The organism is Streptomyces sp. NBC_00122 (assembly GCF_045160845.1).
Taxonomy (GTDB): Bacteria; Actinomycetota; Actinomycetes; order Streptomycetales; family Streptomycetaceae; genus Streptomyces.
The window spans coordinates 80,665-104,597 of sequence record NZ_CP108191.1 but is presented as its reverse complement, the minus strand read 5'-3'; the positions used below and the strand labels follow the sequence as shown (position 1 = coordinate 104,597).

The window sequence follows — 23,933 nt, the reverse complement described above, 5'->3', positions numbered from 1 at the left end:
GGGGGAATCGCCGGTACCGCCGTTGCCCTGCCCCGCCGTCGAGGCCGGGGCAACGTGGCGCGCGGCGGCCGGGACGAGTTTGACCAGCTCGCTCCCGGCCCCGCAGCCGCCAGTCACCTCCCACACTGCACCGACCGGCCGCTCCGGCCTGCCCGGAATCGGCCCGCGAAGGGAACACCGTGCACGCATCCAGACGTAGGCTCATATCCGTGGTGGCGATCTCCGTCACGCTGCTCGCCGGCTCCGCCACCACCTCCATGGCGCTGGCCACCTCGGACCCCGCCGCCGCTCCGGCCGCCACCGCGTCCGCCGCTCCGGTCGAGAACCTCATCGTCGGATACAAGGCCTCCGCCTCCGAGGCCAGTTCCAACACCGCGGCCGCGGACGACGCCGCCGCCAAGGGCAAGAAGGCCGGCAAGAAGGCCAAGTTCGACCGCCGCCTCGGCACCGGTGCCGCCCTGGTCAGCCTCGGCTCTCCCGCCGACGCCGCCAAGGTGATGGACCAGTTCCGAGCCGACCCGGACGTCGCCTACGTCGAGCCGGACTCCCGCGCCTACGCGCTGGCCACCCCGAACGACACCGAGTACGCCAAGCAGTGGGACCTCTTCGAGCCCACCGCCGGCATGAACGTCCCGGCCGCCTGGGACAAGACCACCGGCTCCGGCGTCACCGTCGCCGTGATCGACACCGGCTACGTCGCCCACTCGGACGTCGCCCCGAACATCGTCGCGGGCTACGACTTCATCAGCAACGCCACCGCCGCCCGTGACGGCAACGGCCGCGACAACAACCCCGCCGACCAGGGTGACTGGAGCGCCGCCGGCGAGTGCGGCACCGGCTCCACCGCCAGCAACTCCTCCTGGCACGGCACCCACGTCGCGGGCACCATCGCCGCGGCCACCAACAACGCCAAGGGCGTCGCGGGCATCGCGTACAACGCGAAGATCCAGCCCGTCCGCGTGCTCGGCAAGTGCGGTGGCGCCACCTCGGACATCGTCGACGCCATCACCTGGGCGTCCGGCGGCACCGTCGCGGGCGTCCCGGCGAACGCCACCCCCGCCAAGGTCATCAACATGAGCCTCGGTGGCTCGGGTGCCTGCACCGCCACCTACCAGAACGCCATCAACGCCGCCGTCGGCCGCGGCACGACCGTCGTCGTGGCCGCCGGCAACAGCAACGCCGACGCGGCAGGCTTCTCGCCCGCCAGCTGCAACAACGTGATCAACGTGGCCGCCACCAACCGCACCGGCGACCGCTCCTTCTACTCCAACTACGGCGCGATCATCGACGTCGCCGCCCCGGGCGGTGAGACCCGACGCGCCACGGACACCCCCGGCACCGTCACCACCCCCGAGAACGGCATCCTCTCCAGCCTCAACGCCGGCACCACCACCCCCGGCGCCGAGATCTACAAGCCCTACCAGGGCACCAGCATGGCCGCCCCGCACATCGCGGGCCTCGCCGCGCTCCTCGTCGCCGCCAAGCCCTCGCTGACCCCGGCGCAGGTCGAGTCGGCCATCAAGGCCAACGCCCGCCCGCTGGCCGGCATCTGCACCGGTGGCTGCGGCACCGGCCTCGCCGACGCGGCCGCGACCGTCGCCGCCGTGACCTCCGGGCCCGCCCCCACGTACGAGAACACCACCGACGTGGCGATCCCGGACAACGGCGGAGCCGTCTCCTCCTCCATCACCGTCTCGGGCCGCGCCGGCAACGCCCCGGCCGCGCTCAAGGTGTACGTCGACGTCAAGCACAGCTACCGCGGTGACGTCGTGATCGACCTGGTCGGTCCCGGCGGTGCGGTCGTCCAGCGCCTGAAGAACTCCTCGTCGAGCGACAGCGCCGCGAACGTCTCCGACACCTACACGGTCAACGCCTCGGCGCTGCCCGCCAACGGCACCTGGCAGCTGCGCGTCCAGGACGTGTACTCCGCCGACACCGGTTACATCGACTCCTGGGGCCTCGGCTTCTGATCCGGTTCTCCACCCGGCCTGACGGGCCGAAAGTACGGACCAAGTGAACCAGCGGGCCTGCCGATACACCTCGTATCGGCAGGCCCGCCGGCTTTTCCAGCCGCCTGACTGATTTCTGCGTCACAATCCGTGTTCACCCGGCATCCGACCTCGTATTGTCGCGTCACAGGGAAGGCACAGGGGCTGGGGACCGAGAGGCTGGTGGCTGTGCGTGGTGGCGGCGACGGGGCACGCTGACACAAGTGTCGGACAGGGCGAACTGGTCAAAGCGGTCGACCGCGCGCTCACCGCGCACGGCCGGGCGCTGCTCACCGGTCCGGCCGGCGCGGGCAAGACCGAGGTCGTACGCGCCGTCGCGGCGGCCGCCGAATCGCGCCGCGAGACCGTGCTGCGCCTCGCACCCGAGGCCGCCGACCAATGGATCCCCGAAGCCTCCGCCGCGGCCCTCCTGGCCACCGTCCCCGCCGCCGCCCTGGAACGCCTCTCCGGCCCCCAGCGCACCGCGATCGCCCTCCTGCGCCGCGAGGCGGACGCCCCCCGCGACGGCCGCGACCACGTCGCCCTGCGCCTCGCCGTCGTCGAGGTGCTCCGGACGCTCGCCGCCCGCCACCCCGTCCTGCTCGTCCTCGACAACGCCCAGTGGCTCGACGCCGAGAGCACCGACCTGCTCCGCTTCGCCCTGCGCCTCACCCCGCCGCGCGTCCGGGTCCTCGTCGCCGAATGTGTCCAGGGCGGCACGTCCGTCGGCGAACCCCTCTGCGGCGCCGGTACACCCGCGATCCGGGTACCACCGCTCGGCGCCGACGAGATCGCCGAACTCCTCGTCCGCCACGGCCTCCCCGCCCGCCTCGCCGGACGCATCCACCAGGCCAGCGGAGGCAACCCCCGCCTCGCCCTGGCCCTCGGGCACTCCCTCGCCGAGGCCGCCGGATCCCGCGACACCGGCGCCCACCACGCCGACACCCTGCCCGTCTCCGGCCAGGCCCGCGAGGTGGCCCGCCGCCTGCTCGCCGAGGCCCCCGCCCAGGCCCGCCGCACCCTGCTGCTCGCCGCCCTCGCCGCCCGCCCGACCACCGCCCTGCTGCGCCGGGCCGGGCGCCCCGACGCGGAGGCCGAGCTGGCCGAGGCGGAACGGGCCGCGCTGGTCAGGGTCGGGGAGGACGGGACCGTCGAGTTCACCGCCGGCGCCCTGCCCACCGCGCTCGCCGCGGACGCGGGCTGGCCCGAGCGCGCCGCCGGGCACGCCGCGCTGGCCGCCGCCGTCGACGACCCCGTCCAGGCCGTACGCCACCGCGCGTTGGCCGTGGACACCCCCGACCAGTGGCTCGCCTCGGAGATCACCGGGGCCGCCGCGGTCTGCAGGCGCCGCGGCCAGCGGGCCCTCGCCGCCGAACTCGGCCTGCTCGCCGCCGAACGTACGCCCTCCCACCTGGCCGGGGAACAGCTCGTCCGCCTCGTCACCGCCGCCGAGGACGCCGGCTGGGCCGGCCGCGCCGACCTCGCGCGCCGCGCCACCCGCGCCGTCCTGGCCCGCGACGCCTCACCCGCCGACCGGGTCCGTGCCCGGCTCGCCGTCATCGACGCCGCCGGCCAGGCACTCGGAGCCCTCGACGAGACCTTCGCGTGCGCCATGGACGACGCCGCCGGGGACCCCTCGCTCCAGGCCGCCGTCCAGCTGCGGATCGCCACGAAGCACAACCTCAGCGACGGCGACCCCGTCCGCTCGCGCGACGCCGCGGCCCGGGCCGGGGCCCTCGCCGCGCTCGGCGGCGACCAGGTGGCCGAGGCCATGGCACTGACCGTACGGGCCCGCATGGGCCGCATCCTCGGGGACCCGGGCGCCGAGGCGATCCTCGCCGAGGCGCTCGCCCTGCCCGCCCCCGAAGTGCCGCTCGGCATGCGCAACGCGCCCCAGTACCTCGCCGTACGGCACGCCCTGTTCGACGACCGCCTCGACGACGCCCGCCGCCAGCTGATGGCCCTGCTGCCCGCCGTCCAGCGCACCGGATCCGCCGAGGACGTCTTCGAGGTCCTGCGCAGCCTCACCGAGGTCGAACTGCGCAGCGGCCGGTGCGCGGCCGCCTCCGCCCGCGCCCGCCAGGCGCTGGAGCTGACGATCGAGGCGGGCCTTTCGCCCGGCCCCGCCTGGTACGTCTCCGCGATGGCCGAGGCCACCGGCGGGAGCTTCGCACGCGCCGCCAGCTACGCCCGGCGCGGCATCCAGGCCTCGCAGGAGGAGCACGACCAGGTCTTCCTCTCCCGGAACCTGCACGCGCTCGGCCTCGTCGAACTGGCCACGGGAGAGGCGGCGAAGGCCGTCGCCACCCTGCGCCGGGTCGCCGAACTCGAAGCCGCGCAGAAGGTGGTGGACCCCTCGATCCTGCGCTGGCACGGGGAGCTCGCCGAGGCCCTGGTCGCCGCCGACGCGACCGAGGAGGCCACCCGGCTGATCGACTCCGTCCGTCCCGTCGCCCGCGGCCTCGGCCGCACCGGGGTCGTCGCCGCGATGGACCGGGCCCGGGGCCTGTGCCTGTCCGCACAGGGCGAGGCCGACGGCGCCGTGCAGTTGCTGGAGGCGACGGCGCAGCGGTTCGCGACCCTGCGGCTGCCGTTGGAGCGGGGCCGTACGCTGCTCGCGCTCGCCCGCGTGGAACGCCGCCGCCGGCGCCGCGCACCCGCGCGCGCCGCACTCCAGGCCGCGGCCCAGGTGTTCCAGCAGGCCGGGGCGGCCCCGTGGACTGAACTCTCCAGGGAGCCGGCTCCGGGCGAGGGGGGCGGTGCCAAGACGGCGGCGGTCGCTGCCCTGACGGAGGCCGAGACCCGCCTCGCGCTGCTCGTCAGCCAGGGGGCCAGCAACCAGGAGGCCGCGGCGAAGCTGTTCCTTAGCGTGAAGACCGTGGAGGCACGGCTGACCCGTATCTACCAGAAGCTCGACGTACGCTCCCGGGCCCAGCTCGCCACCGCGCTGGCCACCGCACTGCGCTCCTCCCGCTGAAAACGACGCAGCGCCGGCGTGGTCTGCCACGCCGGCGCTCGGTCAGCGGATCAGCTGCCCGCGGAGAGGTTGCCGGAGAGCACCGGGATGTTGCTGAGGATGTGCGAGGCCGACTCGTCGCCCTTGGCCTGGGTGGAGTTCTCGGCGCACTGCTGGTTCTGCGGGTTGGACAGCACGTTGACGTCCTGGACGCCGACGTTGGCGAGCACCGCGAACAGGGACTGGGCGTTGACCTTGGCCGGCAGGCCGATGCAGAGCTTGTTAAGGGAGCCCTGGACAGCGCTGAGCTGCGGGCTCATCTTGCCCTCGGTCTCCTGGTTGCCGTAGATCTGCGCGGAGCCGTTGCCGTTGACGGTGTTGACGCCGTTGTCGTTGCCGATGGCCATCGCCGGGGTGGCTACTGCGGCGCCCGCTCCCAGCACGGAGGCGGTGACCGCGGCGGTGGCCATGAACTTCTTGAACATGTGGGGGATCCTTCTGTCGCACTGTCGCATGAGATAGCCGCCCTCGGCGGGCGAGCTGATCAACTGCTGTAGGCGCTCCTGGTTATCCCCACTCACCCGAGTGGCCCAATGTCACGGAGTGGCCCGGTCCCGCCGCCCGTGACGGCGAGACTGAGCTCCTCGTGTCCGAGGGTCAGCCGGTCTTGCGGCGGACCTTCTTGTTCTTGCCGCCGGGACCGCTGCTCGCACCCTGGACCTTCGCGCGACTCTGATGCGCCTGCTGGGACTGGGCATTCGCGGCGTTGCGCTCCAGCGCCTCCCGGAACTTGCGCTTGGCCGCCTCGGCCGGGGATTCGTCCTGCGGGGTGTCTGTCTCGTCTGCCATGTGTCCTCCTGGGGTGATCAAGCGGTTTCAGTCTGTCAGCTGGCGTGACCGCTGACCAGCGAGTTCCGTTTGACGAGCTCCTCGGGCAGGTGCGGGGAGACCAGCGTTGCCGAGGTCGCCGACCTCGTCGTGCCCGCCGGAGATCTCCGGGTCGGTCAGGACGCAGGCGGCGAGCAGCTCCCGCTCCCCGGTCCGGCCGACATCAGGCGCCGAAGCAGCGGACCAGTGCCGGAGCGGCGCACGCGGTGGCAGCCTTCCCGGGTCCAAGGATCTCTTGGAGAGGCCATAAGTTGTGATTATGGGGTCATAAGCCGATGCCGGGTGCTGGGTAAGGATTGCCTTAGTTTAAGGTTCCCTTTGATCCCCCTGTGATCCACCGTGCTGTCGCTCGAAGGGAACCATTGCCATGCCTCGACCTCTGCGAATAGCGATCGTCGGCGCCGGCCCCGCCGGAATCTACGCCGCCGACGCGCTGCTGAAGTCCGAGGCCGCCGCCGAGCCCGGTGTGTCCATAGACCTCTTCGAGAGGATGCCCGCGCCCTTCGGCCTGATCCGCTACGGCGTGGCCCCGGACCACCCGCGGATCAAGGGCATCATCACGGCCCTTCACCAGGTGCTCGACAAGCCGCAGGTCCGCCTCTTCGGGAACGTCGACTACCCGAACGACATCGGCCTCGACGAGCTGCACTCCTTCTACGACGCCGTGATCTTCTCCACCGGCGCCACGGCGGACCGCGCCCTCACCATCCCGGGCGTCGAGCTCGACGGCTCCTACGGCGCCGCCGACTTCGTCTCCTGGTACGACGGCCACCCGGACGTCCCGCGCACCTGGCCGCTGGAGGCGGAGAAGGTCGCCGTGCTCGGCGTCGGCAACGTAGCCCTCGACGTCGCGCGCATCCTCGCCAAGACGGCCGACGAACTGCTGCCGACGGAGATCCCGCCGAACGTCTACGACGGCCTCAAGGCCAACAAGGCCCTCGAAGTGCACGTCTTCGGGCGCCGCGGCCCGGCCCAGGCCAAGTTCAGCCCCATGGAGCTGCGGGAGCTGGACCACTCGCCCAACATCGAGGTCATCGTCAACCCCGAGGACATCGACTACGACGAGGGCTCGATCACGACCCGCCGCTCCAACAAGCAGGCCGACATGGTCGCCAAGACCCTGGAGAACTGGGCGATCCGGGACATCGGTGACCGGCCGCACAAGCTGTTCCTGCACTTCTTCGAGTCGCCCACCGAGGTGCTCGGCGAGGACGGCAAGGTGGTCGGGCTGCGCACCGAGCGCACCGAGCTCGACGGCACCGGCAACGTCAAGGGCACGGGACAGTTCACCGACTGGGACGTCCAGTCCGTGTACCGGGCCGTCGGCTACCTCTCCGACGAGCTGCCCAAGCTCCCCTGGGACGTCGAGTCGGGCACGGTCCCGGACGAGGGCGGCCGCGTGATCGAGGCCGGCGGCCACCTGTCCTCGACGTACGTGACCGGGTGGATCCGGCGCGGTCCGATCGGCCTGATCGGCCACACCAAGGGCGACGCGAACGAGACCGTCGCGAACCTGCTGGCCGACCACGCGGACGGCCGTCTGCTCACCCCCGCCGCGCCCGCGCCGGAGGCCGTCGAGGCCTTCCTCGCCGAGCGCGGCGTCCGCTGGACGACGTGGGAAGGCTGGCACCGGCTGGACGCCGCCGAGAAGGCGCTCGGAGAGCCCCAGGGCCGCGAGCGCGTGAAGATCGTCGAGCGCGAGGACATGCTGAAGGCCAGCGGAGCCTAAGCGGCAATAGCGCGGACGAGGGGGCCGGGACCCGGACGGGGTCCCGGCCCCCTCGCGTACGCGGGTCGGTCCCGGACGCGGAGGTGCCGGCGACGAAAGCGTGCGGTTCTCGGAATGCGGGAAATGGCCGAAAAGTCATGCCGGTGGGCGCGACGGGTATGCCGCACGGGCCGCCGCGCTCCGTCCCGTCCCCGTACGACGGCCAGATCACGTCGCTCGTCCGGAGGACAAGGGCCACCCGGTGGAATGCCGCGCCGATCGGGGGAGTTCGCACCGACGCGAGACCTGATCCCGTATGCACTGGAGAGCTCATGAAGATCGGCATCATCGGCGCGGGCAACATCGGCGGCAACCTCACCCGCCGCCTCACGGCCCTCGGACACGACGTGTCCGTGGCGAACTCGCGCGGACCCGAGACCCTGACCGCCCTCGCCGAGGAGACCGGCGCCACCCCCGTCACCGTCGCCGAAGCGGCCCGCGGCGCCGAGATCGTCGTGGTCACCATCCCCTTCAAAAACGTGCCGGACCTGCCCTCCGGCCTCTTCGACGAGGCCGCCGACGGCTTCACCGTCATCGACACCGGCAACTACTACCCCCAGCAGCGCGACGGCCGGATCGCCGGCGTCGAGGACGAGGGCCTCACCGAGAGCCGCTGGACCGAGCGCGCGCTCGGCCACCCGGTGATCAAGGCCTTCAACGGCACCTACGCCCAGGACATCCTCGACCGGCACCGCCCGGCGGGCGACCCGGACCGGATCGCGCTGCCGGTCGCGGGCGACGACGAGGCGGGGAAGAAGGCCGTCCGCGCCCTCATCGAGGAACTCGGCTTCGACACCGTCGACGCCGGCGGCCTCGACGACTCCTGGCGCCAGCAGCCCGACACCCCCGTCTACGGGCTCCGGGAGGGTGTCGAAGGCGTCACCAAGGCCCTCGCCGAAGCCTCCCCGGAACGCAAGGCGGCCTTCCGCGGCTGACGGCCGCACGCCGGGCGCGGATCCGGCCGGCGGCGCCGCTCCCGCGGCCCGCACGGCCGGCGCCCGGCGGCCCGCATGGGGTTAACCTGGCTGTGGGCGTGGGGAGTTCCGGTGACCACCGCGGGCAGCGCCGCGCCCCCGGAGCCGAACCCAGGAGGACGGATGCTGGCCGAGTCTGTGACGGCGCTCGCCACGGCGGGGGCCACCGCGCTGATCGGAGCCATGGCCACCGACATGTGGCAGGGGGCCCGGGACGGGGCCGTCCGGCTCTTCGGGAGGGGCGGCGAGGCGCGCGGCCACGCGATCGGGGCGCAGCTCGACGACGACGCCGTCCTCGTCCTGCGCGCCGAACCGGGCGGCGGGGACGAGATCCGGGAGGAACTGCAGCCCGTGTGGCGCCGCAGGCTGCTCCTGCTGCTGGAGGAACACCCCGACTCCGAAAGCGAGTTGCGCGAGCTGGTCGCGCACGTGCAGAGCGGACTGCCGGCCGAGCACCGGGTATGGGTGCAGTCGAACACGGCCCGGGAGCACTCCACCCTCTTCGCCGTGCAGGGCGGCAACCTCCACTACCACCAGGCCACCGGAGGGCAGTTGCCGCCGCCCGACGACCGCAGCGGCACGGACGGGACCTCCTGACCCCCCTCTACCCGCTGTTCCCCTGGCTCCGCTCCAGCAGGCCCCGTACGAAGGCGGCCTGGCCCGCGTGCTGGAGATCGTCGCTCAGCACACTGACCAGGCGCACCCCCAGGGTGACCGGCGGGTCCCAGCGCTCGTCCACCACCCGGTCCAGGTCCGTGGCGGCGAGCTGCCGGACGAACCGCAGCGTCTGCTCGTGGACCGCGTCGTAGTACCCCAGCAGCAGCTCGCCGGAGTCGACCTCGACCGAGCCGGCCTGCCGGGCGGTGTGGCCGTAGCCGGTCGACCCGGCGGGCAGGGGGAGGGCGAACCGGGCCGCCCAGTCCTGTGTCCGCCAGACCTGTCCGAGATCCGCGGCGTCCGCCACGTGGTCGTCCTGGATCCGGGTGAGGTGCCAGACGAGCCAGGTGATCGAATTGGCCGCAGGGTCGACGCGGGCGTTGAGCCGCTCCGCGGGGAGCCCTTCGACGGCCTCGTGCACGATCTCCCGGATGCGTCCGAATCCGTCGGCGATGACGTCCGTAGCCTTCATGCACTCACCATGCGGGGCGGCGCGGCCCGCATGGTGAGTGCGACACGCGGGTCAGCGGGCGGCGTCGGCCTTCTCCGCCGCCACCGGCTCCTTCGAACCGGCCGGCGCTGCGGCCGGGGTCGCTGCGGCGGCCACGGTCGCGTGCCCGCCCCGAAGGCCGAACCGGCTGATGACGGCGACCAGGGCGAAGGCCGCGGCGCCGATCCCGAAGGTGAGGGTGAACCCGGACTCGGCGGGCAGCGCGGGGACGCCCGCGGGCAGGTGCTCGATGGTCTTGGACGCCAGGATGGTGGTCACGATGGCGCTGCCGATCGCGCTGCCCGTGGAGCGGGAGATCGAGTTGATGCCGTTGGCGATGCCGCTCTGGTGGTGCGGCACGCTGGACATGATCACGGCGGGCATGGCCGCGTAGCCGAAGCTGACGGCCGCGCCGACGACGAGGCCCGCGCCGATCACCGAGGCGCTGTGCTGGTGGTCCAGGGCGAGCCAGCCGAAGCCGGCGGCGCCGAGCGCGGCGGCCAGGCCCAGGGCCACGCGCGGGCCGCGGTGGCGGACCAGCTGGCCGCCGACGGGCGAGGCGAGCAGCGAGACGATCGCGCCGGGCAGCAGGAACTGCACGGAGGCGCGCAGGATCGACGCGTCGAAGCCGTAGCCGGTGAGCGCCTTCGGCATCTGGACGAGGTACGAGACGCCCAGGAAGTTCGCGAACATGCCGAAGCCGACGAGGATGCCGGCCAGGTTGGCCATCAGCACCGGGCGGTGGACGAACATCCGCATGTCGACGAGGGGCTCGCGGACCTTGCGCTCGACGAGCACCCAGACGGCCGTCATGACGGCGGCGCCGGCGAAGCTGCCCAGCGTACGGGCGGAGGCCCAGCCCCACTCGTGGCCCTGGGAGATCGGCAGCAGGAGCAGCAGCAGCGCGATGCCGAGGGTCAGCGCGCCGAGGAAGTCGGTGCGCCCGCCGGTCTTGTGGCGGGTCGCGGGGACCAGGAAGACGACCGCGAGCAGGGCGAGGGCCGCGAAGCCGGTCGCCATCCAGAAGGCGTTGCGGTAGTCCGCGCCGGACCCGGAGGTGAGCAGCCCGGTGGCGACGAGCGCCAGGCCGCTGCCGAACGCGAGCGTGCCGCTGACCAGTGCCATGGCGCCGGGCAGCTTCTGCGGCCGGACCTCCTCGCGCAGGACGGAGAGGGCCAGCGGGAAGATCGCGGTGGCGGCTCCCTGGAGCACCCGGCCCAGGATGAGCAGCGGGAGTGAGGTGGCCAGAGCGGCGATCACGGAGCCGGCGACCATGACGCCGAGTACGGCCACCAGGGTGGGCTTCTTGCCGTGCTGGTCGCCGAAGCGGCCGAGGAGCGGGGTGAAGACGGCCGCCGACAGCAGGGTGGCGGTGGTGACCCAGCTCACGTTGGCCGTCGACGTGCCCAGGTCGTTGCGGATGAGGCCGAGGATCGGGACCGGCAGGGTCTGCATCATCGACACGACCATGGCGGCGAGGCTCAGGGCGAAGACGATGACCGTCTCGTTCCGTCGCCCGGCGGCCGGGGCGGCGGCGGGGGAGGGGGTGCTCATGGCTGTCAGGACCTTCTTCGGGCTTCAGAGCTTCAGGGTGCAGATGTTTGATGTCATCAAGTAACTCCGTCGACGTTAGACCTCAATAGTTCAGGTGGTCAAGTAAACAATTGATAATGTCAAGCATCCTGAGTACGCTCCAGGTATGAGCGACACCGCCGCCTACGCCGCCCCCACCAAGCTCCAGCTGCTGGAACTGCTCGCCGCCATCGGCACCGCCCAGTGGCGCGATTTCGCCGCCGCCGCCTCCCGCTACGGCCTCACCTCCACCCAGGCCCGGGTGCTCGCCCAGCTCGACGGCCCCGTGCCGATGCGCGGCCTCGCCACGCTGCTGGTGTGCGACGCGTCGAACGTGACCGGCATCGTCGACCGTCTGGAGGCCCGTGAGCTGGTGCGCCGCGAGCCCGCCCCCACCGACCGCCGCGTCAAGAACGTGGTGGCCACCGACGCCGGCCGGGAGATCATCCGCCGGGTGCGGGAGGAGATGCAGGCGACGCACAGCGCGCTCGACACCCTCGACGAATCCGAGAGCGCGACGCTCTACGCCCTCCTGGAACGCCTGCGCCCCAGGATGGAGAAGAACGCCTGAGCGGCGCTCGGGTCCATATCGCGTCGACGTCGCGCGCGTCCGGAACTAGGGTCGACCTTCATGAGTTCCCTGCAGACGATCAACGACGTGCCCGTCCTGGTGTGCGAGGCCGAGGGCGAGACCATCGCGAGTGAACGCGAAGCCCTGGACTGCATCGGCGATGCCGGCTACCAGGGTGCCCAGTGGGTCGTGATCCCCTCCGAGCGGTTCGATGAGAAGTTCTTCCGGCTGAGCACCCGCGTCGCCGGTGAGATCATCCAGAAGTTCGTCCAGTACCGGGTGGGGATCGTCGTCCTCGGTGACATCACCCCCCACACGGCGGCCAGCCCGGCGCTCCGGGACTTCGTCCGCGAGTGCAATCGCGGACGCCAGACCTGGTTCCTCGCCGACCTCGGGGAACTGCGGGAGCGGCTGACCGGGCCCGCGGCATGAGCGGCCGTACGAGCGACCGTACGCGCGGCGGCGCCGAGCTCCGGATCCTGCGGGCGGCCGACCGCGGCGCCACCGTGTGGAAGAACGGCGGGGGAGTCACCCGCGAGATCGCGGTCCGGCCCGAGGGGGCGGGCATGGACGACTTCGTGTGGCGCGCGAGCCTCGCCGAGGTCGGCTCCGACGGCCCCTTCTCGGCCTTCCCCGGGATCGACCGCACCCTCACCCTCGCCGAGGGCGCGGGCATGGACCTCACCGTCGGGGGCGTACGCCGCCTCGTGGACGAGCGGTACGCGCCCCAGGACTTCGCAGGGGACGAGCCGACCGACTGCAGGCTCCTCGACGGCCCCGTCGTGAACTTCAACGTGATGTACCGCAGGGGCGCCGCGACGGTGGAGACCGCCGTCGTGCGCGGCCGGCTCACCCTCGTCGCCCCGCCGGACGAGACCTTGCTGGTGGTGGCCCTGGAGGGGGCGGCGGTGCTCGACGCGGACCGCCGCACCGTCGCGCTGGACCCGTACGACGCGGTCCTCGCGCAGGGCCCCTTCGCGGGCGTCGTGCGGACCTCCGGGCGCGCGGCCGTGGTGCGTTTCCGGTAGGCCGCTGCCCATGCCGAGCTCTCAGCGGACGCCCAGCTTCACCCACTTCGCCGTGCTGGGGACGCCCTTCGCGTTGAGCAGGAACAGCATGTAGTAACCGGGCGGCGCGTCGGCCGCGGTCGGCGGCGTCCGGAGCCCGATCGTGGTGCCGCGGACGCCGGTGAGCCGGAGCTCCAGGTGGCGCTGGCTGGTGTTCACCGAGTGGGTGACGGTCGTCGGTGCCAGCAGCACGGCGCGCGTGACCTCCTTCGGCGTCGAGCTCACCACCTCGAAGTCCTTGTCGTGGCCGAGCTCGCCAGCCGGTGCCCGGTCCAGGGCCGGCCCGGGACCCCGGTGCAGGTAGGCGGGCTCGTAGAGCTCGATGCTGCCGTCCATCCCGTCCCTGATGTCGGGGTCGTTGGCGATCTGCTGGAGCTCGTCCCCGGTGACCATCATGCGGCCGTCCGGCATGACCAGGGCGTTGGAGTGGTAGCCGCGGGGCAGCCGCTGGGCCGGGCCGAGCCGCCAGTGGCCGCCTGCGTCGCGCAGTTCGATCTGCCGGTACTTCAGGTCCGCCTTCGGGTTGAACGGGCCGTTGCCGTAGTCGCGGGTGTCGAGGGCGCCGTTGACGGTGAGCAGCGTGCCGTCCGGCAGGATCAGGGTGTCGTCCTGCGTGCGGCCGAAGGCCCGCGGCTCCTCGGTGCTCCAGCGGCCGCCGGAGAGCCGGTAGGTGTGCGGGTCGCGCGGGTCGCCGCCGAGCACCAGGACGGAGTCCGGACCGCGGAAACCTGCCGGCAGCGGCACGGCCGAGCCGTACCCCCGGAAGTCGGCGGGCCGCCGCGGCAGGTCCGTACGGACTTCCTTGAGCGGGTCGAACAGCCATTGCTGGTCGGCGTCGCGGCCCAGTCCGTAGATCATCCCGTCCCGCAGCGAGAAGAGGTGCGGATAGTCGTTGCGGAAGGGGGCGTCCGACCGCAGTCGCTGCGAGGCGACGTTCACCGGGATGTCGTACGGGCGCCAGGGCACGGGATGGCGCAGTGCCGGGAAGCGCTCCACCACCGGGGTGGGTGTGCCCGTCCCGCGCTCGGACTGGCCGGACATGATGATCTGGCGGCCGTCCGCCCCGGTGACGACCGAGGGGTACCAACGGCCCACGGACATGTCCTGGTTGCGGAACCAGGTCTCGGTCCACGGGTCGAACACGAAGGACAGCTTGGCGCCGCTGCCGCCCTTTCCGCCGACGTTGCCGCCGAAGACGCCGACCATCCCGTTGGGCAGGAAGGAGTGTCCGGCGCAGAAGAAGGGCGCCGGGCGCGGGGCGTAGGTGCCGTCGGGCATCAGCACCACGGGCGGTGCCACCTTCTTGAAGGCCCGCGCCCCGGTGCCCCTGGCCGGGTCCCAGAGGTAGGCGCGGCCCGCGTTCGTCCGGCCGACCGTGTTCGTGGGCCCGGTCTCCTTGGTGGGATCGGACTCCACGCGCTCGAAGGAGAAGAGCAGCACCTTGCCCGTGGGCAGCAGGGCCACGTGGACGCCGAAGTCGGGCGAGGGGAAGAACTCGGTGAACCGGCCGAACTCCGCCGCCGCGAAGCCCGCGTTGGTCGCGCGCTGGGACTCCTGGAGCCTGGCCAGGCTCGCCGTGCGCTTCGACTGCGGGTACCCCTGGGGGCCCTTGGCCGCCTCGCGCAGCCGCGCGTGCGCCCGGGCGTGGTCCTCGCCGATCACGGCGGCCTCGTCCGGCTTCGGCCTGGGTTCCGGCTTCGGTGCCGGGGCGGGCGCCGCCGCTGTGACGGTCAGGGCGGCGGCGATCACCCAAGCGGACACGAGGGCGGACCGGTGGACGCGGGACAGGGGGCTCCTCATTGCGCTGATATTAGGAGAAATAGGGTGAATCGCACCGAGGCGGCTCGGCGTGGAGCTGATCGGCCGTCCGATTTGTCGTGAATTAACGTTTCTTCGGTGAACTGCTGCGGCCATAGAGGTGAGCCCCCGTCCCCGCCGTCCGCCCGGAGCCCCCGCGGACCGCTATCCATTTCCACGTGATCAAGTCGCTCCGTACCGGATTCACCGCAGCCGTCGTGACCGCATCTCTCGTCACGCTCTCCCCCTCGGCCGGGGCCTCCGCCTCGGCTCCCGCCGTCAAGGCTCCCTCCGACCAGGTGACCGTGGACGTCGCCTCCGTCAACGGATCGGGCTGCCGTCCAGGCAGCGCCGCCGTCGCCGTCTCGCCGGACAACACGGCCTTCACCGTCACCTACAGCGAGTACCTGGCCCAGGCCGGCGGCGGCGTCCCCGCCGTCGAAGGCCGCAAGAACTGTCTCCTCTCCCTCGTCGTCCACGTCCCCCAGGGCTACACCTACGCCGTGGCCCAGGTCGACTACCGGGGCTTCGGCAGCCTGCAGGAGGGCGCGATCGGAACGCAGAAGGCCAGCTACTACTTCCAGGGCATGAGCCAGACCGCCCAGCGCACCCACAAGTTCAACGGCGCCTTCGACGACAACTGGCAGGCCACCGACACCACGGGCGTCCAGGCCCTGGTCTTCGCGCCCTGCGGCGAGCAGCGCAACTTCAACATCAACACCGAGCTGCGCGCCGAGGTCGGAACCTCCGATCCGTCGCAGACCAGCTTCATGGCGCTCGACTCGACCGACGGCAGCATCAACAGCATCTACCACTTCTCGTGGAAGCGGTGCCCGGTGCGCTGACCCCGAAGTGGCAGCCGCGGCCGCGCTCACCTCGGCCGCACCGGCCGGGGCCCGTCGGCGCGGGCCCCGGCCTCTCAGGCCGAGTCGCGCCGCACCAGCACCGTGTCGGTGATCACCGGGCCGACCGCGATCCCCGCGCCCCGGCCCGCGTCCAGCGTTTCCAGCAGCAGGCGCGCCATCAGCCGCCCCATGCCCTCGATGTCCTGGCGCACGGTCGTCAGCGGCGGATCGGCGCTCTCCGCGACCAGCTCGGCGTCGTCGAACCCGACCAGCGCCACATCCGCCGGAACGCTGTGGCCGCGCTCCCGCAGCACCCGCAGTGCGCCCGTCGCCATCAGGTCGTTCGCGGCGAACACGGCGTCGATGCCGGCCTGGCGGTCCAGCAGTTCGGCCATCGCGCGGGCCCCGCCCGCCACGGTGAAGTCTCCCTCGGCGACCAGCGCCGGATCGGCGTCCGGCAGCACGTCGCGGTAGCCGCTCAGCCGGTCGGCCGCCGATGTCTGGTCGAGCGGACCGGCGATGTGCGCGATCCGCTCGCGCCCCCGCGCCAGCAGGTACCGTACGGCCTCCCGGGCGCCCCCGCGGTTGTCCGCGTCCACGAACGTCACGCCGCCACCGGGCTCCCCGGGCCCGGAGATCCAGCCCGGCCTGCCGCCGTAGACCGTGGGCACGCCGACCCGGCGGGTGATGGCGGGCAGCGGATCGTCGGTGTGCAGTGAGAAGGCGAGCGCGCCGTCGACGTGGCCGCCCGCCAGATAGCGCTCGATCCGGTCGTAGTCGCCGCGGTCCTCCACCAACAGCAGTACCAACTGCGTGTCGTGCGCGGTCAGTTCCCTGCTGATGCCGCGCACCTGGCGGGAGAAGAAGGGATCGGAGAAGATCCGGATCTCCGGCTCGGGGATGATCACCGCCACGGCGCCGGTGCGCCGGGTGACCAGGGTGCGCGCCGCGGGGTTGGGCACGTAGCCCAGTTCCTGGATGGCCGCGCGGACCCGGTCCGCCAGGTGGGTGCGGACCCCGTCGCCGCCGTTGACCACGCGGGACGCGGTGGCCCGGGACACCCCGGCGCGTGCCGCCACCGCCTCCAGGGTCGGGCGGTCCCCGGGACGCTGTTCTGGCACGGGCGCTCCTCCTGGTGTTCGCGGGCCTGTCGCCTCGCTGATCAGCAGGGTAACCCGTGCCGCCGGGAACCAGGGCGGGCTCCCGGCGGCACGGGCCATTACCAGCCGACGCCGAGGGTCAGCCCGGTCGGCGGTTCGGAGTTGCCGAGGATCTGCACGGAGGACTGGTCGTTGACGTCGTCGTAGGGGAAGCCGTAGGCCCGCCGGTCCAGGCCGACGGTGTGGAAGAAGCCGGCGTAGTCGTTCTTCGCCGGGCCCGTGTAGTACGCCGCCGGCCGGTACCAGGCGGTGGTGTCGAGTGCGACGCCCCGGTTGAACGCGGCGCAGAACTCCGCGCCGAGTTGCTTCTCGGTGTCGTTGCCCGAGGCCATCGCGCCGGCGCAGGCCATGACGTCGGCCGAGGTGGGTTTGTGCAGGGTGAAGGAGCCCGCGCCGTTCTTGCCGAAGGTGAGGGTGGAACCCGTGACGCGTCCGGAAAACGTCTCACCGAGACGGTTCAGGGTGAAGGGGTGGGTGGTGTAGTAGGCCCAGGCCTGGTCGATCGCGGCGGTGAGGTGGTTCTGCTGGGCGCCGCCGGGGAGGAAGAGGTCCGAGGACCGGGGCGCCACGATCCGGTAGGGCGTCCGCAGCGGTGTGAAGGCGGGGCCGACGGAGGCCGCGTACTGCTGCATCACCTCGGCGCGGGTGCGGGTGATGCCCTGGGTGGTGTCGTAGCCGCTGGAGCTCTGGCGCAGCCGCGAGGTGATCGGGAAGCCGAACTGGTCGACCTGGGTGGTGTTCCCGCCGAACGCGACCTGTCCGTGCACGTAGGTGTACTCGTACCAGTCGTAGTACACGTCGCTGTTGGGGTCGTTCGGGTTGCGCAGGTCCGGCCCGCCCCAGCCCTGGTCGTCGGGGGAGACGGGGATGTACACCGGGGAGCCGAGGGAGAGGTAGATCCGGCCCCCGCGGATCGCGGGCGGGGAGGGGACGGTGCCACCCACCTGCGCGAGGGTGAAGGACATGTCGGGGTAGTTCACGCCTCGTTTGACCAGGTGGCCGGGGGTCGTGGCATCGAGGTGGCTGATGTGGGCCATGGTGCCGTCGGGCTTCATGTACGACCACTGGCCCGGGGTCACCTGGCCGAGGACGGTGACGAAGATCTGTGAATCGGCGTACGTGCCACGGGTGTTGTTCACGAAGGTGATCGGGAAGCTGCCGGTACCGCCTCCGCCGCCACCTCCATCTCCGCCTCCGCCGACCGTGTGGGTGAAGTGGGGAGTGTCGTGGAGCGGGCCGCCCTTCTCGTAGGTGAACCAGTACTCGAGGGTGGACCCGGGAGCCAGGCCGCTGATGTTCTGCTGCCAGGTGCCGGCGCCGGCGGCCATCCGGACGTTCTGCTGGCCCAGGCCCCCGCCCGGCAGGTAGTGGACGTCCACCAGCGCGGCCGGGGTGGCCGGCGTGAACCAGATCCGTACGGCCCCGGAGCCCTCAGCGGTGACGCCCTGCGTGTAGTCGGCGGCGGCGGCCCGAGTCGTCGTCGGCGCGAACAGGAGGGACCCCGACAGGGTGAGCAGGGCGGCCAGCAGGATCAGCGGGATCAGACGTATCCGGCCCCGGTGGGGTGGTGCGTGGGTGGTCTTCATGGGTGCTCTCCTCGGTCCGGTCCTCAGTGGCCGAAGTCGAACCAGTTGACGTTCACGAAGTCGGCGCCCTGACCGCTGGTGAAGGTCAGGTAGACGTCGTGCGTGCCCGTGACGCCGCTGATGTTCGCCGGCACCGTGCGCCAGCTCTGCCAGCCACCGGTGTTCGCGACGGAGAAGCTGCCGATCGGAGCGCTGGTGCGGCTGTCGAGCCGTACCTCCACGAGACCGCTGACCCCGCCGGCCGCGCCCGAGGCGACGCGTCCGTAGAACTGCCGGGCGGCCGTCGGGCCGAAGCTGACGCCCTTGTAGAGGGCCCAGTCGCCGTTGCCGAGGGTGGTGAGGTCCTGGCCGCCGCCGGTGTCCGCGGTGGTCTCCTTCGCCACCCCCGCCTGGGAGTCGTACGACTCGGCCTGGATCGCGGAGTACGCGTCGCGGTCGCCGGCTGGCGGGGTGGTGGGAGGCGTCGTCGGAGGAGTCGTGGGAGGTGTGGTGGGCGGGGTGGTGCCGGCCGAACTGAGGACGGACACGTAGTCGACGACCATGGGATGGCCGGGCTCGGTACCCGCGTCGGGTCCGCCGCCGAAGGCCGCGGGGAACTCGCCGCCCATCGCGACGTTCAGGATGATGAAGTAGCCGTGGTTCGTGGCATTGGTCCAGGTGGTGGCGTCCACCTGATCGGCCCGTACCGTATGGAAGTTGATCCCGTCGACGTAGAAGCGCATCTGCTCGACCGCGGCCCCGCGGTCCCACTCCACGGCGTACGTGTGGAAGCCGCCCTGGCAGCTGGTGCCGGGGCAGACGCGCTGACCGCCGATGCCGGACTTCTCGTTGCAGGGGCCGCCCGGGCTGGTGCCGCAGTGCATGGTGGCCCAGACGTTGTTGATGCCCTGGACGTTCTCCAGGATGTCGAGCTCACCGACGCCGGGCCAGTTCCACCAGTTGCCCCGGTAGGGCGCGCCGAGCATCCAGAAGGCCGGCCAATAGCCCTTGGCCGCGGGGCCGGTGACGTTCGGCATCTGGATGCGGGCCTCGGTGCGCAGCGTGCCGCCCGCCGGGGGCTGGAAGTCCGAGCGCCTGGTCTCGACGCGGCCGGAGGTCCAGTTGCCGGCCGCGTCCCGCCGCGGGGTGATGCGCAGGTTGCCCGCCCCGTCGAGGGAGACGTTCGCCGGGTCGGCCGTCATCGTCTCGATCTCACCGGTGCCGAAGCCACCGGGCCCGCCGGGGTAGCTCGTACCGGTCGTGTACTGCCAGTCGGCGGTGTTCACGCCGGAGCCCGCGGCCCCGTCGAAGTCGTCCAGGAACACCTGTGACCAGCCTGCGGGGGTGGGGGGAGCGGCGGCGCCGGCGGGCAGGACGACCGCCGCCGAGGCGGCCGCGACCACTGCGATCGTGCTGAGCGCGGCCAGGACGGCCCGCCGGGCCGTAGGCCGTTTCCTGGCGGATATCTGACGCATGGGTGCCCTCTCTGAGGCGCCGTGAGGCGCGGTGCGGGGGGAAGAGCCGACGGAGCTCACCGGCTTGAGAGCGCTCTCAAGCGGCGCGCTGGACACTGTGCTCCCCGCCGGTTCGGGCGTCAAGACATTGAACCGGCAAAAGGCCTCAGGGCTGGGGGAGTTCAACCAGTGAACGCTGGGGGTCCGGGCGCTCGGGACGCTCGGGCGCTCGGGACGCGCGGGCGGTGGGGGCGGCGCGTCCGCGAAGTCCCGGCAGAACCGGCCGTGATGACCGCAGTCACCCGTAAGGCCCAACGCCCCGCACTCAGTCCGGCGGACCGAGGACCTCCGCCGCGCCGGGCAGGTCGTGGACGGAGGCGGCCTTCCCGGTGAGCGGCAGCAGCCCGGAGAGCGGGCAGAGCCCGGGCATCTCGTGGTCGACCTCCCACTCGCCGACGGCACTCCCGCGGCCCTTGCGGCCGTCGGTGGTGCACACGGCGTACAGGCGGCCGGCGCAACCCCGGCAGAGCAGGGCCTCGCGGCCGGTCACGGCCGGACCGCCGGTGACGGCCACGACCCGCACGGCGGCGCCGCGGCCGCGGGGGAGCGGCGCCGGCCGGGCCGGCCCAACGTGCCGGGTCCGCCGCGCGCTTGTAGCGTCGTTCGCGTCAGGAGTCCTGGTGACCCGACAGGACTCCGCCGGCCGGTGCGCGACCGCTGAGTACGCGGAACACGCCTCATGGGCGCGCCGGACCATCCGAGCGCAGCCCGCGCCGGCGCCGAGACGGCCCGCCCCTCGCGCCGCGGCAGGGTACACGCGCAGCCCCCGTACGAGAGGCCGTGCAGATGCCGAACGATGCCCCGATATCGAGTCTGCTCCGTGTCGAGAAGGGCCTGGCCGCACCCGAGGAACTGGCCGCGATCACGGTCGTGGTCGCCTGCTGCGCGAGCCGTACCGCCCGCGCCCGCGACGCGGTGAAGCGCGCCCGGAGGGAAACCGGCCGCCGGCGCCCAGCCCGGCTGCCCGTCGGCTGCTGGGCGGGCTGCTGGGCCTGCCGCTGATCCCCGTCCGCCGGCCGCGCGCACGGTCGGCGGACGGGAGGGTGAAGTGGTCACCTCCGCCGCAGCACCGTGGAGAGGACCTCGAGCAGGGTCGCCCGGGGATCGGCCACGGCGCCCTCCGAGCGCCAGGCCACGAATCCGTCCGGGCGCACGAGAACCGCGCCCCCGGCCTCCATCCCGTGGACCTCGGCCCAGTCGGCGCCCGTCTCCTGGATCAGGTCGGCGTCCGGTCCCGAGCCGATGGTGTAGGCGTCCAGCCGCGCGGGCAGCTGCTCGGCCACCTTCTCCGCTGCCTTCTGCCACGGCGTCCCCACGCCGCTGAGCAGCACGAACGAGCGCTCGTACAGGTCCAGCGTCGAGATCCGCTCCCGGCCCCTGGCCAGCCACATGTGCGGTGCCCGGGTGCCGGTGTCACCCATCAGGCGCAGCGCCTCGGGGATGACCGGGCGCTGCGGATCGCCGCCGATGAGCGCGCCGCGCGGGTAGCAGTAGCCCATCGCCGTGGTCAGGACCCCGCTGCCCGGTCCGCCGCCCATGGTGGGCGGCGGCGCGTACCCCGGGTGGCTGTGCTCCGCCGAACGGGCCGAGGCCCGTTCGCTCGTGGCCTTGGCCACCGGCAGCCGCTCCGCCTCGTAGGTGTCGAGGAGCCCGATGCCCGCCGACCCGTCCAGCACCGCGGCGATCTTCCACGCCAGGTTGTGCGCGTCCTGGATGCCGGTGTTCGAGCCGAAGGCTCCGGTCGGGGACATCTCGTGGGCCGCGTCCCCGGCCAGGAACACCCGGCCGGACGAATACCGCGTCGCCACCCGTTCGGCCGCGTGCCAGGGAGCCTTGCCGCCGATCTCCACATCCAGGTCGGGGACACCGATCGCGTTGCGGATCTGCTCCACGCACCGCTCGTCGGTGAAGTCCTCCAGCGTCTCGCCCCGATCGGGGTGCCAGGGCGCGTGGAAGACCCACTGCGTCGCGTTGTCCACCGGCAGCAGCGCCCCGTCCGCGCCTTCGCGCATCAGGTAGCAGACGATGAAGCGCAGATCGCCCAGCACCTCGGCGAGCCGCTCCGAGCGGAAGGTGACGCTCACGTTGTGGAACAGCTCGCCGTTGCCCGTCTGCGGAATCCGCAGCTGCTCCCGCACGGGGCTGCGCGGTCCGTCCGCGGCGATCACGAAGTCGGCGCGCACGGTGTGGTGCTCGCCCGTCCGGTGGTCCTTCACCACCGCGCTCACCCCCGTCGCGTCCTGGTCGAAGGTCATCAGCTCCGAGGAGAACCGGATCTCGGCGCCCTGCGCGCGGCTCTGCGCCGCCAGCACCGGCTCGATGTTGTTCTGGCTGCACAGGCACCAGCCGGTCGGGCTGAACTTGCGCAGTGCCCCCGACGGGTCGACGGACTTGACCAGCCACGTGTGGTCGCCGCCGATCAGCGACCGGGCCTGCAGAATGCCCTGAACGCCCTCCAGCGCGGACGCCGCCCGGCGGATCGCCGGTTCCGCCCCCGCCGTACGGAAGAGCTCCATGGTCCGGGCGTTGATCCCGCGGCCGCGCGGGTGCGCGGAGGTGTCGGAGTGCTTCTCGACCAGAAGGTGCCTCACTCCGTGGCGGCTCAGGAAAAGCGAGGCGGACAGGCCCACGAGGGAGCCGCCCACGACGAGAACCGGTACGCGAACATCGGCGTTGTCTTCCATCAGCTGCGGGCTCCTGTTTTCTGTGTGGGGGAGTGCACTCTTTATGCCCCCGATCCTCGATCAGGCCCGGTTGATTCGCCCCTTGTCACCCGCTTGATCCGGACATGTAGCGGTACGTCCCCACCCGGATGACGATGAGCGACAGCGGCTCCCCCTGAGATGCGCCGGCCTGCCGTTCCCGACCGAGACGGCCGCCGGCCCGGGCGGACGCCACCGGTGACGGACGAGGGGTCCGTACGCGATGGATCTCCACCCCCTCATGAAGGAGTGAGTAGATGACAACCACCCAGTCCGATCGGGTGTCGCAGTCAGCCTTCGACGGCTCCATGATCCGGGTCGTCCTTTTGATGGACCTCCACGAGGGGACCCAGCAGCGGTTCTTCGAGGCGTACGAAAAGCTCCGCAGCGACATCGCGTCGGTCCCGGGCCACATCAGCGACCAGCTGTGCCAGTCCTTCGAGAACCCCTCGCAGTGGCTCATCACCAGCGAGTGGGAGAGCGCGACGCAGTACCTCGCATGGGTCAACAGCGAGCACCACGCCGAGCAGGTCAAGCCGCTCGGTGCCTGCGCCCGCGCCATGCGACCGCTCAAGTTCACCGTCCTGCGCGAGACCGGCCGCGGCTACGACCAGGCCTCCCGCCCGGCGACCGCCCGGCTGCAGCCGGTGCCCCGCCTCGGCGCCGGCATCGTCCGCCACGCCCTCACCTTCACCGTCAAGCCGGGCAGTGTGAAGGAGGTCGCCTCCATCCTGTCCAGCTACGCCTCCCCGGCCGCCCGCGTCGACGACCACACGCGGCTCTGCCGCACGTCCCTCTTCATGCACGGCAACCGCGTCGTCCGTACGGTCGAGGTCAAGGGCGACCTGATGGCGGCCCTGCGGCACGTCTCCGAGCAGCCCGAGGTGCGCGCCGTCGAAGAGGCCATCAACCCCTACCTGGAGCAGGACCGGAACCTGAACGACCCCGAGTCCGCCCGGATGTTCTTCATGCGGGCCGCGCTCCCCGCCGTCCACCACATCGAGGCCGGGGAACCGGACGCCGCCGACGTCACGCGCCACGCGCTGTTCTACCCGGCCAAGCCCGGCTGCGGACAAGTACTTGCCCGCTTCCTCGCCCTCCAGGACGAGGCCGCCGCGAACCTGGCGGACAGCCCCGTACGGAGCAGCAGCATCTTCCAGCGCGACGACATCGTGGTCCGCCTCATCGACGTGCGCGGCCCGCTCGACGCCGATCCCGAGGCCGTCCTCGGGGTGCGCGGCGCGCGCAAGGCCGCCGTACTGGACCGCCTGACGGTCCCCGCCGGCAAGCGGACCCGCGCCGCTCGCCACACCATGAACCTGATCACCGACCGCCGGGCGCCCGCGCAGTCCTGACCCTCGCCCCGCCCACCCATCCCGCCCATCCCCGCCCCCACCCCAGCCCGTTCAGGCTCCCCAT

At 72.3% G+C, this 23,933-nt stretch carries 21 protein-coding genes; 11 read left to right on the top strand and 10 right to left on the bottom strand.

The features are described 5' to 3' along the window. Positions 1-257 precede the first annotated feature (257 nt). Positions 258-1,970: a S8 family serine peptidase gene (locus tag OG737_RS00475; protein WP_328930159.1), complete on the top strand. Its 1,713-nt coding sequence runs from the start codon at positions 258-260 to the stop codon at positions 1,968-1,970. Positions 1,971-2,181: 211 nt separating this feature from the next. Further along, positions 2,182-4,965, top strand: a complete 2,784-nt coding sequence (locus tag OG737_RS00470; protein ID WP_328924116.1) for a LuxR family transcriptional regulator — start codon at positions 2,182-2,184, stop codon at positions 4,963-4,965. A gap of 50 nt (positions 4,966-5,015) precedes the next feature. Here OG737_RS00470 and OG737_RS00465 read toward each other — a convergent pair whose 3' ends face one another. Further along, on the bottom strand, positions 5,016-5,429 hold the full coding sequence (locus tag OG737_RS00465; protein WP_405680464.1) for a rodlin: 414 nt from the start codon (positions 5,427-5,429) through the stop codon (positions 5,016-5,018). Positions 5,430-5,601: 172 nt separating this feature from the next. Beyond that, positions 5,602-5,793 carry a DUF5302 domain-containing protein gene (locus OG737_RS00460; protein WP_266600505.1) on the bottom strand — a complete coding sequence of 64 codons (192 nt, stop codon included), beginning with the start codon at positions 5,791-5,793 and terminating at the stop codon, positions 5,602-5,604. Positions 5,794-6,199: 406 nt separating this feature from the next. Between OG737_RS00460 and OG737_RS00455 the strand changes: the two genes are divergently transcribed. The 3 genes from OG737_RS00455 (at position 6,200) to OG737_RS00445 (ending at position 9,171) form a co-directional block, all read left to right on the top strand. Beyond that, entirely contained in the window at positions 6,200-7,561 is a 1,362-nt protein-coding gene (locus OG737_RS00455; protein WP_328924114.1) for an FAD-dependent oxidoreductase, read from the top strand. Between the two features lie 311 nt (positions 7,562-7,872). Beyond that, the gene (locus tag OG737_RS00450) at positions 7,873-8,535 is read left to right on the top strand and encodes an NAD(P)-binding domain-containing protein (RefSeq protein ID WP_328924113.1); all 663 of its coding nucleotides are present in this window, start codon (positions 7,873-7,875) and stop codon (positions 8,533-8,535) included. A gap of 162 nt (positions 8,536-8,697) precedes the next feature. After that, positions 8,698-9,171 carry a hypothetical protein gene (locus tag OG737_RS00445; protein ID WP_328924112.1) on the top strand — a complete coding sequence of 158 codons (474 nt, stop codon included), beginning with the start codon at positions 8,698-8,700 and terminating at the stop codon, positions 9,169-9,171. A 7-nt stretch (positions 9,172-9,178) separates the two neighbouring features. Here OG737_RS00445 and OG737_RS00440 read toward each other — a convergent pair whose 3' ends face one another. Next, a complete protein-coding gene (locus tag OG737_RS00440; RefSeq protein ID WP_328924111.1) occupies positions 9,179-9,703 on the bottom strand; it encodes a mycothiol transferase in 525 nt (174 codons plus the stop codon). A 51-nt stretch (positions 9,704-9,754) separates the two neighbouring features. Beyond that, the gene (locus tag OG737_RS00435) at positions 9,755-11,275 is read right to left on the bottom strand and encodes an MFS transporter (RefSeq protein ID WP_328924110.1); all 1,521 of its coding nucleotides are present in this window, start codon (positions 11,273-11,275) and stop codon (positions 9,755-9,757) included. 145 nt (positions 11,276-11,420) lie between these two features. Here OG737_RS00435 and OG737_RS00430 point away from each other — a divergent pair, with 145 nt between their 5' ends. Genes OG737_RS00430 through OG737_RS00420 form a run of 3 tightly spaced genes read left to right on the top strand, consistent with a single transcriptional unit; the run spans position 11,421 to position 12,892 of the window. Beyond that, positions 11,421-11,864 carry a MarR family transcriptional regulator gene (locus OG737_RS00430; RefSeq protein WP_328924109.1) on the top strand — a complete coding sequence of 148 codons (444 nt, stop codon included), beginning with the start codon at positions 11,421-11,423 and terminating at the stop codon, positions 11,862-11,864. Between the two features lie 60 nt (positions 11,865-11,924). After that, complete coding sequence (locus tag OG737_RS00425) at positions 11,925-12,296, top strand: DUF4180 domain-containing protein (RefSeq protein WP_328924108.1); 372 nt, start codon at positions 11,925-11,927, stop codon at positions 12,294-12,296. Then, positions 12,293-12,892 carry a HutD family protein gene (locus tag OG737_RS00420; protein WP_328924107.1) on the top strand — a complete coding sequence of 200 codons (600 nt, stop codon included), beginning with the start codon at positions 12,293-12,295 and terminating at the stop codon, positions 12,890-12,892. The genes OG737_RS00425 and OG737_RS00420 overlap by 4 nt, the downstream gene beginning before the upstream one ends. Before the next feature lie 21 nt (positions 12,893-12,913). Here the strand turns inward: OG737_RS00420 and OG737_RS00415 are convergent, their stop codons facing one another. Then, positions 12,914-14,731, bottom strand: coding sequence for a galactose oxidase-like domain-containing protein (locus OG737_RS00415; protein ID WP_328924106.1), 1,818 nt, complete (start codon positions 14,729-14,731; stop codon positions 12,914-12,916). 176 nt (positions 14,732-14,907) lie between these two features. Between OG737_RS00415 and OG737_RS00410 the strand changes: the two genes are divergently transcribed. After that, the gene (locus OG737_RS00410; RefSeq protein ID WP_328924105.1) at positions 14,908-15,573 is read left to right on the top strand and encodes a DUF4360 domain-containing protein; all 666 of its coding nucleotides are present in this window, start codon (positions 14,908-14,910) and stop codon (positions 15,571-15,573) included. A 74-nt stretch (positions 15,574-15,647) separates the two neighbouring features. On the opposite strand, the gene OG737_RS00405 is transcribed toward OG737_RS00410, so the two are convergent. The 4 genes from OG737_RS00405 to OG737_RS00390 all read right to left on the bottom strand — a co-directional run bounded on the left by OG737_RS00405 (position 15,648) and on the right by OG737_RS00390 (position 20,335). Continuing rightward, positions 15,648-16,694 (bottom strand): LacI family DNA-binding transcriptional regulator, encoded by a 1,047-nt coding sequence (locus OG737_RS00405; RefSeq protein WP_405680470.1) that lies wholly within the window; start codon positions 16,692-16,694, stop codon positions 15,648-15,650. 98 nt (positions 16,695-16,792) lie between these two features. Then, complete coding sequence (locus OG737_RS00400; protein ID WP_405680471.1) at positions 16,793-18,319, bottom strand: glycoside hydrolase family 64 protein; 1,527 nt, start codon at positions 18,317-18,319, stop codon at positions 16,793-16,795. 23 nt (positions 18,320-18,342) lie between these two features. After that, on the bottom strand, positions 18,343-19,773 hold the full coding sequence (locus tag OG737_RS00395) for a glycoside hydrolase family 16 protein (RefSeq protein WP_405680473.1): 1,431 nt from the start codon (positions 19,771-19,773) through the stop codon (positions 18,343-18,345). Between the two features lie 304 nt (positions 19,774-20,077). Then, positions 20,078-20,335, bottom strand: a complete 258-nt coding sequence (locus OG737_RS00390) for a hypothetical protein (RefSeq protein WP_328924101.1) — start codon at positions 20,333-20,335, stop codon at positions 20,078-20,080. A 263-nt stretch (positions 20,336-20,598) separates the two neighbouring features. Between OG737_RS00390 and OG737_RS00385 the strand changes: the two genes are divergently transcribed. After that, a complete protein-coding gene (locus OG737_RS00385; protein WP_328924100.1) occupies positions 20,599-20,814 on the top strand; it encodes an acyl-CoA carboxylase subunit epsilon in 216 nt (71 codons plus the stop codon). A 50-nt stretch (positions 20,815-20,864) separates the two neighbouring features. Here OG737_RS00385 and OG737_RS00380 read toward each other — a convergent pair whose 3' ends face one another. Next, positions 20,865-22,496: an FAD-dependent monooxygenase gene (locus OG737_RS00380; RefSeq protein WP_328924099.1), complete on the bottom strand. Its 1,632-nt coding sequence runs from the start codon at positions 22,494-22,496 to the stop codon at positions 20,865-20,867. Positions 22,497-22,771: 275 nt separating this feature from the next. On the opposite strand from OG737_RS00380, the gene OG737_RS00375 reads away from it, so the two are divergent. Next, positions 22,772-23,869, top strand: coding sequence for a SchA/CurD-like domain-containing protein (locus OG737_RS00375; protein WP_328924098.1), 1,098 nt, complete (start codon positions 22,772-22,774; stop codon positions 23,867-23,869). Positions 23,870-23,933: the final 64 nt, after the last annotated feature.

Excerpts from the sequence above, each read along its gene's own strand:
- OG737_RS00475 (WP_328930159.1), top strand. The coding sequence starts at position 258 with ATGGCGCTGGCCACCTCGGACCCCGCCGCCGCTCCGGCCGCCACCGCG.
- OG737_RS00465 (WP_405680464.1), bottom strand. The coding sequence starts at position 5,429 with ATGTTCAAGAAGTTCATGGCCACCGCCGCGGTCACCGCCTCCGTGCTG.
- OG737_RS00460 (WP_266600505.1), bottom strand. The coding sequence starts at position 5,793 with ATGGCAGACGAGACAGACACCCCGCAGGACGAATCCCCGGCCGAGGCG.
- OG737_RS00455 (WP_328924114.1), top strand. The coding sequence starts at position 6,200 with ATGCCTCGACCTCTGCGAATAGCGATCGTCGGCGCCGGCCCCGCCGGA.
- OG737_RS00450 (WP_328924113.1), top strand. The coding sequence starts at position 7,873 with ATGAAGATCGGCATCATCGGCGCGGGCAACATCGGCGGCAACCTCACC.
- OG737_RS00445 (WP_328924112.1), top strand. The coding sequence starts at position 8,698 with ATGCTGGCCGAGTCTGTGACGGCGCTCGCCACGGCGGGGGCCACCGCG.
- OG737_RS00440 (WP_328924111.1), bottom strand. The coding sequence starts at position 9,703 with ATGAAGGCTACGGACGTCATCGCCGACGGATTCGGACGCATCCGGGAG.
- OG737_RS00435 (WP_328924110.1), bottom strand. The coding sequence starts at position 11,275 with ATGAGCACCCCCTCCCCCGCCGCCGCCCCGGCCGCCGGGCGACGGAAC.
- OG737_RS00430 (WP_328924109.1), top strand. The coding sequence starts at position 11,421 with ATGAGCGACACCGCCGCCTACGCCGCCCCCACCAAGCTCCAGCTGCTG.
- OG737_RS00425 (WP_328924108.1), top strand. The coding sequence starts at position 11,925 with ATGAGTTCCCTGCAGACGATCAACGACGTGCCCGTCCTGGTGTGCGAG.
- OG737_RS00420 (WP_328924107.1), top strand. The coding sequence starts at position 12,293 with ATGAGCGGCCGTACGAGCGACCGTACGCGCGGCGGCGCCGAGCTCCGG.
- OG737_RS00415 (WP_328924106.1), bottom strand. The coding sequence starts at position 14,731 with ATGAGGAGCCCCCTGTCCCGCGTCCACCGGTCCGCCCTCGTGTCCGCT.
- OG737_RS00400 (WP_405680471.1), bottom strand. The coding sequence starts at position 18,319 with ATGAAGACCACCCACGCACCACCCCACCGGGGCCGGATACGTCTGATC.
- OG737_RS00395 (WP_405680473.1), bottom strand. The coding sequence starts at position 19,773 with ATGCGTCAGATATCCGCCAGGAAACGGCCTACGGCCCGGCGGGCCGTC.
- OG737_RS00385 (WP_328924100.1), top strand. The coding sequence starts at position 20,599 with ATGCCGAACGATGCCCCGATATCGAGTCTGCTCCGTGTCGAGAAGGGC.
- OG737_RS00380 (WP_328924099.1), bottom strand. The coding sequence starts at position 22,496 with ATGGAAGACAACGCCGATGTTCGCGTACCGGTTCTCGTCGTGGGCGGC.
- OG737_RS00375 (WP_328924098.1), top strand. The coding sequence starts at position 22,772 with ATGACAACCACCCAGTCCGATCGGGTGTCGCAGTCAGCCTTCGACGGC.